At 67.4% G+C, this 14,431-nt stretch carries 12 protein-coding genes; 11 read left to right on the top strand and 1 reads right to left on the bottom strand.

Annotated features, from left to right (window positions below):
* Window positions 1–35: 35 nt before the first annotated feature.
* From NWE53_RS14545 to NWE53_RS14595, 11 genes are all read left to right on the top strand, one after another.
* Window positions 36–1,214 carry an ABC transporter substrate-binding protein gene (locus tag NWE53_RS14545; RefSeq protein ID WP_265050100.1) on the top strand — a complete coding sequence of 393 codons (1,179 nt, stop codon included), beginning with the start codon at window positions 36–38 and terminating at the stop codon, window positions 1,212–1,214.
* Between the two features lie 270 nt (window positions 1,215–1,484).
* Window positions 1,485–2,399 carry a branched-chain amino acid ABC transporter permease gene (locus NWE53_RS14550; RefSeq protein WP_265050101.1) on the top strand — a complete coding sequence of 305 codons (915 nt, stop codon included), beginning with the start codon at window positions 1,485–1,487 and terminating at the stop codon, window positions 2,397–2,399.
* Window positions 2,392–3,417, top strand: a complete 1,026-nt coding sequence (locus tag NWE53_RS14555) for a branched-chain amino acid ABC transporter permease (RefSeq protein ID WP_265050102.1) — start codon at window positions 2,392–2,394, stop codon at window positions 3,415–3,417. The genes NWE53_RS14550 and NWE53_RS14555 overlap by 8 nt, the downstream gene beginning before the upstream one ends.
* Before the next feature lie 11 nt (window positions 3,418–3,428).
* On the top strand, window positions 3,429–4,181 hold the full coding sequence (locus NWE53_RS14560) for an ABC transporter ATP-binding protein (protein ID WP_265054914.1): 753 nt from the start codon (window positions 3,429–3,431) through the stop codon (window positions 4,179–4,181).
* A complete protein-coding gene (locus NWE53_RS14565; protein ID WP_265050103.1) occupies window positions 4,181–4,882 on the top strand; it encodes an ABC transporter ATP-binding protein in 702 nt (233 codons plus the stop codon). Before NWE53_RS14560 ends, NWE53_RS14565 begins: the two co-directional genes overlap by 1 nt.
* Window positions 4,869–5,981 (top strand): alpha/beta hydrolase, encoded by a 1,113-nt coding sequence (locus NWE53_RS14570; RefSeq protein ID WP_265050104.1) that lies wholly within the window; start codon window positions 4,869–4,871, stop codon window positions 5,979–5,981. The genes NWE53_RS14565 and NWE53_RS14570 overlap by 14 nt, the downstream gene beginning before the upstream one ends.
* Window positions 5,978–6,805, top strand: a complete 828-nt coding sequence (locus tag NWE53_RS14575) for an aspartate dehydrogenase (RefSeq protein WP_265050105.1) — start codon at window positions 5,978–5,980, stop codon at window positions 6,803–6,805. Before NWE53_RS14570 ends, NWE53_RS14575 begins: the two co-directional genes overlap by 4 nt.
* Before the next feature lie 259 nt (window positions 6,806–7,064).
* Window positions 7,065–8,498 carry an NAD-dependent succinate-semialdehyde dehydrogenase gene (locus NWE53_RS14580; protein WP_265050106.1) on the top strand — a complete coding sequence of 478 codons (1,434 nt, stop codon included), beginning with the start codon at window positions 7,065–7,067 and terminating at the stop codon, window positions 8,496–8,498.
* Between the two features lie 107 nt (window positions 8,499–8,605).
* A complete protein-coding gene (locus NWE53_RS14585; RefSeq protein WP_265050107.1) occupies window positions 8,606–10,054 on the top strand; it encodes an efflux transporter outer membrane subunit in 1,449 nt (482 codons plus the stop codon).
* Complete coding sequence (locus tag NWE53_RS14590; protein WP_265050108.1) at window positions 10,051–11,262, top strand: efflux RND transporter periplasmic adaptor subunit; 1,212 nt, start codon at window positions 10,051–10,053, stop codon at window positions 11,260–11,262. The genes NWE53_RS14585 and NWE53_RS14590 overlap by 4 nt, the downstream gene beginning before the upstream one ends.
* 1 nt (window position 11,263) lies before the next feature.
* Window positions 11,264–13,216 (top strand): MacB family efflux pump subunit, encoded by a 1,953-nt coding sequence (locus tag NWE53_RS14595; protein ID WP_265050109.1) that lies wholly within the window; start codon window positions 11,264–11,266, stop codon window positions 13,214–13,216.
* A 43-nt stretch (window positions 13,217–13,259) separates the two neighbouring features.
* On the opposite strand, the gene NWE53_RS14600 is transcribed toward NWE53_RS14595, so the two are convergent.
* Complete coding sequence (locus NWE53_RS14600; RefSeq protein WP_265050110.1) at window positions 13,260–14,318, bottom strand: phosphatase PAP2 family protein; 1,059 nt, start codon at window positions 14,316–14,318, stop codon at window positions 13,260–13,262.
* Window positions 14,319–14,431: the final 113 nt, after the last annotated feature.

Raw genomic sequence — 14,431 nt, forward strand, 5'->3', positions numbered from 1 at the left:
ATTCAACGACCAATAAACAGGGGAACCAGACAACCATGCTCAAACACACGAAGACAGGACTGGCCGCCTCGTTCGGCCTGGCATCGCTGCTGCTGGCCTCCACCGCCTTCGCCCAGCAGCCGGTCAAGATCGGCATGATCACCACGCTTTCGGGTCCCGGCGGCTATCTCGGCCAGGACATCCGCGACGCGTTCAAGCTCGCCATCGACATGGAGGGCGGCAAGCTCGGCGGCGTGCCGGTCGAGCTCGTCGTCGAGGATGACGCGCTGAAGCCCGGCCAGGGCAAGCAGATCGCCGAGAAGATGCTGAAGACCGACGGCATCAAGATCATGACCGGCATCGTCTTCTCGAACGTCGCTGGCGCGACCGTGCCCGACATCGTCGATTCCGGCGCGCTCTATGTCAGCCCCAACGCAGCGCCCTCGAACTTCGCCGGCAAGGAGTGCAACGAGAACTACTTCGTCGTCGCCTGGCAGAACGACAGCCTGCATGAGAGCGCCGGGCAATACGCCACCAATCTCGGCTACAAGAAGGCCTTCATCCTCGCCCCGAACTACCAGGCCGGCAAGGATGCGCTCACCGGCTTCAAGCGCCTGTTCAAGGGCGAGGTCGTCGGCGAGGTCTATACCCGCCTCGACCAGACCGACTTCGCACCCGAGATGGCGCAGATCCGTTCGGCCAATCCCGACGTCGTCTTCCAGTTCCATCCGGGCGGCCTCGGCATCGCCTTCCTGCGCCAGTACCAGCAGGCCGGCCTGCTCGGTAAGGTGCCGATGGTGCTGGCCGAGCCCTCGCTCGATGCCACCACGCTGAAGGCCGTCGGCGACGCCGCCGTCGGGCTCAACGTCACCGCCCACTGGAACACCGACTTCGACAACGCGGCGAACAAGAAGTTCGTGGAAGCCTGGACCAAGGCCTACAACCGCGTGCCGACCTATTATGCCAGCCAGGGCTACGACACCGCGCTCGCCATCGCCTCGGCGCTGAAGGCGACGAGCGGCAAGACCGATGTCGCGGCGCTCCGCACTGCCCTCGCCAAGGCCGATTTCCAGTCGGTGCGCGGCGCCTTCAAGTTCGGCAAGAACCAGCATCCGATCCAGAACTGGTACGCGCTTAAGGTCGAGAAGGGTGCGGACGGCACGCCGATCCTGAAGACGGTCGACAAGGTCCTGAGCGACCATGGCGACGTCTACGCCAAAGACTGCAAGCTCTGAGCCACTTTGATCCCCGGGCCGGCAACACCGCCCCGGGCGTTTAATCCAACTGATGTTGATTTGGCTCGGAACCACGCCGTCATTCCGGGGGAGGCCGAAGGCCTGAGCCCGGAACCCAGAACCGATGCCGTGCGTCGGAAGCTGTGCCGATAGCTACCCGTCTTTCGCGGGACGCGTGTCGGTTCTGGGTTCCGGGCTCTTCGCTGACGCGAAGCCCCGGAATGACGGCAGCGTTTCGATCCGCCCCAGAGGATTCTGGCTTCCACCACAATGACGCTCGTTCTCGAACAATTGCTCAACGGCCTGCAGTTCGGCGTGATGCTGTTCCTGCTCGCGGCCGGGCTGACGCTGATCTTCGGCATCATGGGCGTGATCAACCTCGCCCATGGCTCGCTTTACATGGTCGGCGCCTATGCCGCCGCCTTCGCCGCGGCGCAGACCGGCTCGTTCCTGCTCGCGGTGCTGGCCGGCCTCGCCGCCGCTGCGATCATCGGCATGGTGATGGAGGTGGTCGTGCTGCGCCGGCTCTATGCGCGGGACCATCTCGACCAGGTGCTGGCGACATTCGCGCTGATCCTGATCTTCAACCAGAGCGTGACGATCCTGTTCGGCCGCCAGCCGCTCTTCGTCTCGGTGTCCCCGGCGCTCAACGGCTCGGTCCAGCTCCTGCCCGGCCTGATCTATCCGGTCTATCGGCTGGCCATCATCGCGGTCGGCCTCCTCGTCGCGCTCGGGCTCTACCTGCTGATCAACCGCACCCGCGTCGGCATGCTCGTGCGCGCCGGCGCCACTCATCGCGAGATGGTCCGCGCGCTAGGTGTCGATATCCGCCTGCTCTACACCGCCGTCTTCGGGCTCGGCGCCCTGCTCGCCGGCCTCGCCGGGCTGATGGCGGGGCCGATCCTGGCCGTGCAGGTCGGCATGGGCGAGCAGATCCTGATCATGACCTTCGTGGTGGTGGTGATCGGCGGCGTCGGCTCGATCCGCGGCGCCTTCTTCGGCGCGCTGATCGTCGGCCTCGTCGACACCTCGCTGCGCGCTTTCATGCCGGGCCTGCTGCGCCATGTCATGGCCGGCTCGGAAGCCGACGCGCTCGGCGCCGGCCTCGCCTCAATGGGCATCTACCTGCTCATGGCGATCGTGCTGCTCGTGCGGCCCAAGGGACTGTTCCCCGCCCATGTCTGACGACGCCCTCACCCGCGCGCATGCCGCGACGCCCGCACTGGGCCGCATCATCGCGCTGCTCGCGCTCACTGTTGCGCTGATCGCCCTGCCCTTCGTCCTCAAGGCGATCGGCCAGCCGGCGCTGGTGCCGCTGGCGACCCGCGTCCTGATCTACGCCATCGCCGCCGCCAGCCTCAATCTGGCGCTCGGCTTCGGCGGGATGGTGTCCTTCGGCCACGCCGCCTTCTTCGGCATCGGCGGCTATGTCGTCGGCATCCTCTACCGAACGATGACGGACGACGCCCTCTTCCTCGGCTTCATCCCCGGCACGGACCAGCTCCTCATCACGCTGCCCGCCGCGCTCCTCGTCGCCGGCCTGTTCGCCTGCCTCATCGGCGCGCTCAGCTTACGCACCAGCGGCGTGCAGTTCATCATGATCACGCTCGCCTTCGCGCAGATGCTGTTCTTCCTCTTCGTCTCGCTCAAGGCCTATGGCGGCGATGACGGCATGACGATCCGCCGCCGCAATGCGCTCTTCGAACTCAACACCCGCGACGACACGACCTTCTATTTCATCTGCCTCGTCGTCGCCGCCCTGGTCTTCCTGGCGCTCTGGCGCATCGTCGGCTCGCGCTTCGGCATGGTGCTGGCAGGCATCCGCCAGAACGAGCGGCGCATGGCCGCGATCGGCATCGCGCCCTACCGCTACAAGCTCGCGGCCTTCGTCATCTCCGGCATGGGCGCCGGCCTCGCAGGCGCGCTGATGGCGAACTACCTGCGCTTCGTCAGCCCGGACATGCTGCACTGGACCAAATCCGGCGAGCTGATGATCATGGTCATCCTCGGCGGTGTCGGCACGCTGCTCGGGCCTCTGCTGGGCGCCGCCGCCCTCGTCATCCTCGAAACCGTGCTGACGAGCTGGACCGAGCATTGGCAGCTCGTGCTTGGGCCGATCCTGCTCCTCGTCGTGCTCTTCACCCAGGGCGGGCTGACCGGGCTCTTCAACCGCCTCGGCCTCGGCGGCAGGAGCGCGCCATGACCGACATTACCATGACGCGACCGCTCCTCTCGGTACGCGGCCTGCGCAAGCGCTTCGGCGGGCTCGTCGCCACCGACGGCGTCGATCTCGACGTACGCGACGGCGAGATCCATGCGCTGATCGGCCCGAACGGCGCCGGCAAGACCACGCTGATCACCCAGCTCTTCGGCGAATTGACCCAGGACGAGGGCGCGATCCTGCTGGAGGGCGAGGAGATCGGCGCCCTGCCGACGTCGCAGCGCGTCGGGCGCGGCCTCGCCCGCACCTTCCAGATCAACCAGCTCCTGCCCGACTTCACGATGCTCGACAATGTCGCGCTCGCCGTGCAGGCGCATGAGGGGCACAGCTTTCGCTTTTTCGCCAATGCGCGCCGCGACGAGGGCCTGCGCGGCCGCGCCCGCCAGCATCTCGCCACGGCAGGCCTGAGCCATCGCGCCGAGGTCAAGGTCGCCGATCTCTCCCATGGAGAGCAGAAGCAGCTCGAATTCGCCATAGCGCTCGCCTGCGAGCCGCGCCTGCTGCTGCTCGACGAGCCGATGGCCGGCCTCGGCCATGCCGAGAGCGAGCAGATGGTCACGATGCTCTCCGCGCTGAAGGGCCGCGTCACCATGCTCCTGGTCGAGCACGACATGGATGCGGTCTTCGCACTGGCCGACCGCATCTCCGTTCTCGTCTATGGTCGCGTCATCGCGACCGGCACCGCCAACGAGATCCGCGACAACCCGGAAGTGCGCATCGCCTATCTCGGCGAGGGAGACGCCTGATGCTGAGCGTGCGCAGCCTGCAATCCGCCTATGGCCGGAGCCAGGTGCTGTTCGATGTCGGCCTCGACATCGCCGAGGGCGAGGTTGTGACGCTGCTCGGCCGCAACGGCATGGGCAAGACCACCACGGTGCGCTCGATCATGGGCCTGCTCGCGCCGAAGGGCGGCGATATCAGCTTCGAAGGGCGCGCGGTGGCCGGCATCGCGCCGGAGAAGATCGCCCGCTGCGGCATCGGCCTCGTGCCCGAGGGGCGGCAGGTCTTCCCGACGCTGAGCGTGCGCGAAAACCTCGTCGCCACAGCCTCGAACCGGCTGAAACGCTCCTCGCCCTGGACGTTGGAGCGGGTCTACGCCCTCTTCCCTCGCCTGCAGGAACGCGCCAGCCAGTCCGCCCGCACGCTGTCGGGCGGCGAGCAGCAGATGCTCGCGGTCGGCCGCGCGCTGATGACCAACCCGAAGCTCCTGATCCTCGACGAGGCGACCGAGGGGCTGGCGCCGGTGATCCGGGCCGAGATCTGGGGCTGCATCGAAGCGCTGAAGGCGCAGGGCCAGTCGATCCTGCTGATCGACAAGAACATCAATGTGCTCAAGCGCATCGCCGACAGGCACTACATCATCGAGAAGGGCCGCACGGTCTGGTCGGGCTCAAGCAACGACCTCGCCGCCAATGCCGAGCTGGTGCATCGCTATGTCGGAGTCTGAGATCGTCGCCCACAGCGCTGAGGCCGATCCGGTCGAGGCCTTGCGGGACGCGCTGAGCGACATCCTGGCCGGGCTGATCGCCGCAGGCTGCGGCCCGCATCATCTCACCGGGATGATCTGGCAGACCGACTGTCCCGAAGCCTTCCACCTGTCGCGCCACACCATCGAGCTCGCCTGGCGCGAGGTCTTCGCCGGCTTCCGCCCAACGATCCGGCTTCAACCCAAGGCAGAGCCCGGCCTGACCATCCGCGCCCGGCACCTCGCTCCGCAGCCGCTGCCCGAGACGATCGTCGAGGGCTACACGCTGCGCGATCTCGGCCGGCAATACAGCCCGCGCCTGCAGGCCGACATGAAGGCGTTGTTCCGGCAGTGGAGCCGCGACGGCGAGGCCTTCCGCGCCAATCACGAGGGCGTCGACCTCGCCTATGGCCCCGGCCGTTTCGAGACCCTCGACCTCTATCGTCCCGCCGGGACGAGCCCTGCGCCGATCTTCGTCTTCATCCATGGCGGTTACTGGCAGGCCTCGGACAAGGTCCAGCACGCCCAGTTCGCACAGGGGCTGCTCGATGCGGGGTACGCCGTCGCCATGCCGAATTACGGGCTCGCGCCGGACACGCCGCTGGAAGCGAGCATCGCCCAGAGCGTGGCGGCGCTGAACTTCCTCGTTGATGAAGCCGATGCGCTCGGCCTCGATGCCAACAGCCTGCACATCTGCGGCCATTCCGCCGGCGCGCATCTTGCAGCCATGGCGCTTTGCGCGGCTGAAGCCCCGTCGATCGCCTCGGTCCTGCTGCTCTCCGGCCTCTTCGACCTGAAGCCGCTCGGCCGTCTTCCTCTCGGCCGCCTGCTCGGCCTCGACGATGTGGCGCGTGCGACGCGGCTCAGCCCCATCGTCCAGTCTCGCCCGCAAACAGCGCGGATCGCTTTCGCCGTCGGCGAAGGCGAGAGCGACGCCTTCAAGGCGCAATCGGCCGCTCTCGCCAAAACATGGCAGGCGCCGGCACCGCTGATCTGCCCGGGCCACCATTTCAGCATGCTCGAAGGGTTGAACGGCGGCGCGCTGCTCGACCTCGCGCTCCGCACGGCCAAGGGCTCATGACGCACCACCCTCGCAAGCCGCTGCGTTTTGCTTTGATCGGCTGGGGCGCCATCAACCGCCGCATCGTCGAATTGCTGGCGGAACGCGATGGTGGCACCGATTTCGTCGTCGCCGCGATAGGTGTCCGCAACGCCGCTGGAGCTGGTGACGTTCCGGCCGGTGCAATGGTCATCACGACGCCCGACGCACTCGAAGGCCTCGATCTCGATCTCGATCTCGTCGTCGAGGCGGCCGGGCGCGAGTCGGTCGGCATCTGGGGCGAGGCGGCGCTCCGATCCGCGCCCGCCTTCGCCGTCGCATCGACCAGCGCCTTCTGCGATACCGCGCTGCTCGACCGCTTGGTCGCCACGGCGGAGGCCCATGGCAGCCAGATCCTGATCCCGCCCGGCGCCCTCGCGGGCATCGACGCCATCGCCGCCGCCTCCGTGCTGCCGCTCGACGAAGTGGTCCATCGCATCGTCAAGCCGCCATCCGCATGGCGCGGCACACCGGTCGAAAGCCTCGTCGCGCTCGACGAACTGACCGAAGCGACATCCTTCTTCATCGGCACCGCCCGCGAAGCCGCCTCCCGCTTCCCCCAGAACGCCAATGTCGCGGTGATCTCGGCGCTGGCGGGCCTCGGGCTCGATCGCACCCGCGTCGAGCTCGTCGCCGACCCGGCCGCCGGTGGCAACGGCCACCAGCTCAGCGCGCGCGGCGACTTCGGGAAGCTGGAGATCGCCATAGAGAACCGACCGCTGGCCTCGAACCGGAAATCCTCCGAAATGACGGCGCTGGGGCTGGTCAGGCTTATCGAGAATCGCGTGCGACCGCTCGTGCGGTAGACGCACTTGCCGTCATGCCCTCGGCTTGACCCGGGCATCTCGGAAACCAGCGCCTTCTCGTCGTGAGATTCCCGGGTCGAAGCTTTGCTTCGCCCCGGAATGACGCTCGCAGCAAACCCACATTATTCATAATCAGATCAATCTGAATTTATCTGATTTATCCGACTGGATCACAGAATGAGCCCGCACCTATGGTCTCGTTGAGACTAGCGGAAACGACCCCGACAGACCGCTGAACACGCCGCCAGCCGAGGCTTTCATGACGATTTATCCCGACCTCAAGCTCTATATCGGCGGCGCCTGGCGGAAGACGGCCGAGGAGCAGCCGGTTCTGAACCCGGCCGACGAAAGCGTCATCGGTGCGGTCCCCCTCGCCTCCCATGCCGATCTCGACGATGCCCTCGCGGCCGCCGCCGAGGGCTTCAAGGTCTGGAGCCGGATGGCGCCGCGCATCCGCGCCGAGATCATGCTGAAGGCTGCCGCGCTGATGCGCGAGCGTGTCGAGGAGATCGCCTTCGCGATCACGCTGGAGCACGGCAAGCCGCTGGCGCAGGCGCGGCTTGAGGTGGTCCGCGGCTGCGAGTTCTTCGAATGGGATGCGGCCGAGGGTCAGCGCGCCTATGGCCGCGTCATACCGAGCGAGCCCGGCATCCGCTATGTCGTGATGCATCAGCCGGTCGGCACGGTGGCGGCCTTCTCGCCCTGGAACTTCCCGATGAGCCAGCCCTGCCGCAAGATCGCGGGCGCGCTCGCGGCGGGCTGCTCGATCATCATCAAGGCGGCGGAGGAGACGCCGGCCGGCGCCCTCCACATCGCCCGCGCCTTGCACGATGCCGGCGTGCCGCCCGGCGTTTTCAACCTCGTCTTCGGCGTGCCGGCCAAGATCTCGAGCTATCTGATCCCGCAGGCGCAGACCCGCCTCGTCGCCTTCACCGGCTCGACCGCCGTCGGCAAGCACCTCTCGGAGCTGGCCGCGCGCCACATGACGCCCGTGCTGATGGAGCTTGGCGGCCACGCCCCCGTCATCGTCTGCGACGATGTCGACCCCGTCGCCGCCGGCCATCTCTCAGCCACCCGCAAGGTCCGCAATGCCGGCCAGGTCTGCACCTCGCCGACGCGCTTCTTCGTGCAGGAATCGATCTACGAGCGCTTCACCAAGGCCTTCGTCGAGAAGGCGCAGGCGGTGACGGTCGGCAACGGCCTCGACTCGGAGACGCAGATGGGCCCGGTCGCCAACCACCGCCGCATCGAGGCGCTGGAAACCCTCGCCGCCGATGCCCGCGCTCGCGGCGCCCGCGTGCTCACCGGCGGCGAGCGGCTCGGCAATCGCGGCTATTTCTTCCCGCCGACGGTGATCGCCGATCTGCCGGACGATGCCCGTGCCATGCGCGAAGAGCCTTTCGGCCCGATGGCGCTGATCAACCCGGTGCGTTCGGTCGAGGAAGCCCTCGAAAAGGCGAACTCGCTGCCCTTCGGCCTCGCCGCCTACGCCTTCACGCATTCCGCCGCGCGCGCCGACCAGATCGCCGAAGGCATCGAGGCCGGCAACGTCTCGATCAACACGCTGGAAGCCTCCGTCGCGGAGGTGCCCTTCGGCGGCGTCAAGGATAGCGGCTATGGCCGCGAGGGCGGGGCCGAGGGCCTGTCGCACTACATGACGATCAAGACGCTTTCGCATCGCATGGCCATCTAGCTGCAATCTCCGCCCCTTTACTGGCAGGATTGCCATAGGGACGAAATATTGCGCATGGACGGGGTGAAAGGCTGGCGGCCTCGGGTTTTCGCGGCATTGTGGCCGCGATGATTCGCTCCGCAACCCTGCTGATGCTGGCGTTGAGTCTTGGCGCCTGTGCCGTGGGGCCGGACTACACGCCGCCCACGCTCGACATGCCGCAGCGCTGGAGCGCGACGACGAGCGGGCCGAAGGCGCCGAAGCCATCCGAATGGTGGCGCAGCCTCCGCGACCCCACGCTCAATGCGCTGATCGATCAGGCCATCGCCGGCAATCTCGATGTCGCGCAAGCCAAGGCCCGCATCCGCGATGCCCGTGCCGCGCGCGAGCAGGCGGTCGGCGCGCTCTTCCCGCAGGTCGATGGCGGCGCCACCGCCAGCCGCTCGCGCTCGGCTCTCGTGACCCGCAACAGCTTCCGCGCCGGCTTCGACGCGTCTTGGGAGATCGACCTGTTCGGCGCCCGCGACCGCGCCGTCGAGGCCGCGACATACGGCACGGACGCCGCCTTCGACGACTTGGACTCCGTCATGCTGACGCTGATCGGCGATGTCGCCTCGACCTATGTCGAGTCGCGCGGCCTGCAGGCGCGGATCGCGCTCGCCCGCAGCACGGCGCGGACCCAGCGCGAGACCGAGGCGCTCACTCGCACCCGTTTTCGGGCCGGCGACATCTCCGCCATCGACACCTCCCGCGCCACCGCCCAGGCCGCGAGCACGGAATCGCAGATTCCCCTGCTGGAAACCTCGCTCGCCCAGAACCAGCATCGGCTTGCCGTGCTGACGGGCCGCCCGCCGGCCGCGATGGCTCCTTACTTCGCCCGCCCTGCCGCGGTGCCCGCGACGCCGGCACCGCCGCGCGCCGGCATTCCCGCCGATGTGCTGCGCCGCCGCCCGGACGTCCGCTCGGCCGAGCGCCTGCTCGCACAGGCGACCGCGCGCATCGGCCAGGCGGAGGCCAACCGCTACCCGTCGGTCTCGCTGACCGGCAGCATCTCGACCTCGGCGCTGAAGCTCGGCGACCTCGCCAAGAACAGCGCCATCGGCTGGTCGATCGGCCCCAGCCTCAGCGTGCCGATCTTCAACGGCGGCGAGCTGGCGGCGGCGGTCGATGCGGCCAGGGCCCAGCGAGACCGACAGGACGCGGCGTTCAGGCTCGCCGTGCTCACCGCCTTGCAGGATGTCGAGAACGGGCTGGTCGGGCTGCGGCAGGAAAGGCTCCGGCTCGGCAGCCTGTCGGAAGCAGCCCGCGCTTCGGGCGAGGCGGCGCGGTTGTCCCGTGCGCTCTATGCCTCCGGCAATGTCAGCTTCCTCGATGTGCTCGAAGCGCAGCGCTCGGAATATGGCGCCGAGGAATCGCTGATCCAGAGTAGGGTCGCGCTCGTCACCCAGTTCATCGCTCTCAACAAGGCGCTGGGCGGCGGCTGGCTCAGGCCCGTCGCGGTCTCCGTGCCCGCCGTGATCGACGGCGAAACCGGGCCGCGCCCGCGCCTCATTCCCATAGAGGAACCGCAACCATGAGGCTGCGCCGCCTCCTTTTCCCTGCCCTGATCGTCGCGGCCGCCGGCGGCTATTATGTCTGGCAGGCTCGGCAGGCTCGGCAGGCCACGCCGGCCGAGGCCGTCAGCCTCCCGAGCGTCGAGGCGACGATGGGCAATGTCGAGGAAGCCGTGCTCGCCTCCGGCGCGCTCGAGCCGATCCGGCAGGTCAGCGTCGGCGCGCAGGCGACCGGCCGCGTCGTCTCGCTCAAGGTCAAACTCGGGGACAACGTCGCGGCGGGCGATCTGATCGCCGAGATCGACGGCGTCACCCTGCAGAACGCATTGCGCTCGGCCGAGGCCGATCTCGCCGCGCTCAAGGCGCAGCGCACGGAACGCAAGGCCAGCCTCGTCTATGCCCAGGCCGTGCTCGCCCGGCAGAAGCAGATGATCGGCCAGAACGCCGTCTCGCGCGACGCCTACGAGAACGCCGAGATGACGGTCAACACGACCGGCGCCCAGATCGAAGCGCTCGACGCGCAGATCGTCTCGAGCCAGGTCAAGGTCGAGAACGCCCGTGCCAATCTCGGCTATACCCGCATCACCGCGCCGAGCGCCGGCACCGTGCTTGCCGTCGTCGCCCAGGAAGGCCAGACGTTGAATTCCGTCCAGTCGGCGCCGACCATCGTCGTGCTCGGCGACGTCTCGACGATGACGGTGAAGGCCAAGATCTCGGAAGCCGACGTGCTCAGAGTGAAGGCCGGGCAGGAGGTCTATTTCAGCGTGCTCGGCGCGCCGGAACAGCGCTTCCCCGGCAAGATCTCCTTCGTCGAGCCAGCCCCCGACACGCTGAAGACGCAGAACGCCACGAGCTCCTCCGCCGCCAGCAGTTCCTCATCCACGAGCACCAGCGCGGTCTACTACAACGCCCTCTTCGAGGTGCCGAATCCGGACGGGCGCCTGATGACCTCGATGACCGCGCAGGTCACGGTCATCGTCGGCCGGGCGCAGAACGTCGTCACCGTGCCCTCCACGGCCATACGCCGCCGCGGACCCAATACCTTCGTCGATGTCCTCGGCCCGGACGGCAAGCCGGAGCAGCGCAAGGTCACCGTCGGGCTCGACAACAAGATCGTCGCCGAGATCAGCTCGGGGCTGAAGGCGGGCGAGCGCGTCGTCACCACCCGCAGCGCCGGCGGCCCGGACGCCACGCGCCAGACCCGGCGCCCCCGTTCGGCCTTCGGGTTCTGAGATGGGCGTGCCGCTCATCCGTCTCGCAGGCGTGCGGCGCGACTTCGGCAGCGGCGAAGCGACCGTATCCGCGCTCGACGGCGCCGATCTCGTCATCGAAGCGGGCGAGATAGTCGCGATCGTCGGCCAGTCCGGCTCCGGCAAGTCGACGCTGATGAACATCATCGGCTGCCTCGACCGGCCGACCGGCGGCACCTACGAGATCGACGGGCGCCCGACCCGCGACCTCGATCCCGACGAGCTCGCGCGGCTCAGGCGCGAATATTTCGGCTTCGTCTTCCAGCGCTACCACCTGCTCTCGGAACTGACGGCACTGGCCAATGTCGAGGTGCCCGCGATCTATGCCGGCATCACGCCCGGCCCTCGCCAGAAACGCGCCGCCATGCTGCTGGAGCGACTCGGCCTCGCCACCCGTGCGACGCACCGGCCCTCCGAACTCTCGGGCGGCCAGCAGCAGCGCGTCTCGGTCGCACGCGCGCTGATGAACGGCGCCCGCGTCCTCCTTGCCGACGAGCCGACCGGCGCGCTCGACCGCAAGAGCGGCGAGGAGATGCTCGCCTTGATCGAGGAGCTCAACCGCGAGGGCCACACCGTCATTCTCGTCACTCACGACATGAATGTCGCAGCGCGCGCCCATCGCATCATCGAGCTCAGCGACGGCCGGATCGTCGCCGACCGGCGCACGGCGCCTCAGTCCGAAGCCGCGATTCCGCCCTCCCCCGTCCCGCCGCCGGCCGGGCGCCTGCGCGCCGCCTTCGGCCGGCTGAAGGAGGCGTTCGGCATGGCGGTGCGCGCCATGGCCGCCCACAAGCTGCGCACGACCCTGACCATGCTCGGCATCGTCATCGGCATCGCGGCCGTCGTCAGCGTCGTCGCGCTCGGCGAGGGCGCCAAGCGCAACGTGCTGCAGAACATCTCCGGCCTCGGCACCAACACGCTCGAAATCTTCCCCGGCGCCGGCTTCGGCGATTTGCGCTCCGGCCGGGTCCGAACCCTGACCGTGCTCGACGCTCAGGTCCTCGCTGCCCAGCCCTATGCCGCGAGCGTGACGCCGACGGTGACGACCAGCGCGACGATCCGCTTCGGCAATATCGAGGCCACCGCGCAGGTCAACGGCGTCAGCGAACGCTATTTCGACGTGCGCGGCAGCGTCCTGGCGCGCGGCTCCTTCTTCGACGCGTCGGACGTCCGCACGCTCTCGCAGGACGTCGTCATCGACGAGAACGCGCAGGGCGTGCTCTTCCCGCAAGGTCCGGCCGATCCGATCGGCACGGTGATCCTGATCGGCTCCGTGCCCTGCCGCATCGTCGGCGTGATGCGCCAGCAGCAGGGCGGCTTCGGCGGCAGCCAGAACCCGCAGGTCTTCCTGCCCTACACCACCGTCCAGGGTCGCTTCCTCGGCGATCTCTCGCTGCGCAGCATCACCTTGCGCATCGACGACGAGACACCGATGGCGGCGGCGCAGGAGGCCGTGACGGAACTCCTGACCCATCGCCATCGCACCAAGGACTTCTTCATCCTGAACCAGGACGAGATCCGCAACACCATCACCAGCGCCACCGCGACGTTGACGCTGATGATCTCCTCGATCGCAGTGATCTCGCTCCTGGTCGGCGGCATCGGCGTGATGAACATCATGCTGGTCTCGGTCATCGAACGCACCGGCGAGATCGGCCTTCGCATGGCCGTCGGCGCGCGCCGCGGCGACATCCTCCAGCAATTCCTGATCGAGGCGTCGCTGGTCTGCTTCATCGGCGGCGCGCTCGGAATCGGGCTGGCGCTCGCCATCGGCTTTGCGTTCGAGGCGTCGGGTTCTCAGGTGAGCTTCATCTATTCGGGCGAGGCCTTCGCCGTCGCCATCACCTGCTCGACGCTGATCGGCCTGACCTTCGGCTTCCTGCCGGCCCGCAACGCCGCGAGCCTCGACCCGGTGGTCGCGCTGGCGCGGGATTAGGGCCTGCGGCTACCGAGGCATCCGGAAAGCCGTGTTCTCGCGATCAGGCCGGCTGGACGCTCGCTTCGACGACACCAGCCTTGCGCTGCGTGTAGACTCCGACGACTCGCCAAATGATCCAGGCCAGGATCGCGCCCGTATAGCCGTCGACCGCATAGTGCCAGCCGAGGACGACCGAGCCGATCATAATGATCACGGCGAAGATCCACATGAAAACCCCGACGAGCTTCCGGCGTTCGCTGTAATACAGGGCGAACAGGACCGAAGTCGCCACATGGATGGAGGGGAAGGCGCTGATCCCGAGCGCGCCCGGGCGTTCGCCCGTATAGCCTTCCCATAGCATGTCCTGGGTAGACAACGCCCAGATCGGCCAGGTTTTGGATGAGCGCGCCAGCGCATCCATGAGCGGCTTGTAGCGGTCGCCGAGGCCCAGATCCTCGAAGAAGCAGGGTCCGGCGGAAGAGAAGACGGTGGCGATGAAGAACCCCGCGACGAGCCAGATCGCCATGAACGTCATGAGATATTGTTGGCGCAGGGGCGCATCTTCGCGAGCGGCGACGGTGATCAGAATGGTTCCGATCATGATGAAGAACCACAGATTATAGAAGAGATTGACGATGCAAATGCCCACCGGCCATTCGATCAGCCACCAGAAGTATTCATGCGGCAACCGGCCGAAATGCAGCCCGCGATCGATATCGGAGAATGCGACGTCCCATTTGAATGGGTTCAGCAAGGCGATCGCGCCCTTGAGGACGCCGAACCCCGCAACGAAGGCCGTAATGGCCGCCATTCCCACGACAAAATTGGCCATGCGCGGGCCATCCAGGAGGAAGCTCTTGCACGGCTTCAGGAATGTCCTGAGTGGCGAAGGATCGCGCGCGACGAGGGCGAGCCACACCAGCCGATGCGCCGCATAGAGGCTGGCGAGACACCAGATCGCAATTCCAAGATAGCCGGCGAATATCCTGACGCCGTCCATGTCGAGGCTGTTCTTCGTCTCGTCGCTGACGAGCATGGCGATACCGAGCGTGAATATAGCGACGATGATGAGGCCGATGTGGCGGCGCAAACTCTCAGCGAACATCAGCACGACAGGCATCGGTTCCTCCCCCGAATGAACCTCCGTATTCGCTACCACGAAGTTCCTTTCGTGTTTGACAACGGCGGAGCGATATCCGTTCCGAACCACGATGCTTCCGACGTGAGGAGCCT

This window comes from Bosea sp. NBC_00550, assembly GCF_026020075.1.
Taxonomy (GTDB): Bacteria; Pseudomonadota; Alphaproteobacteria; order Rhizobiales; family Beijerinckiaceae; genus Allobosea.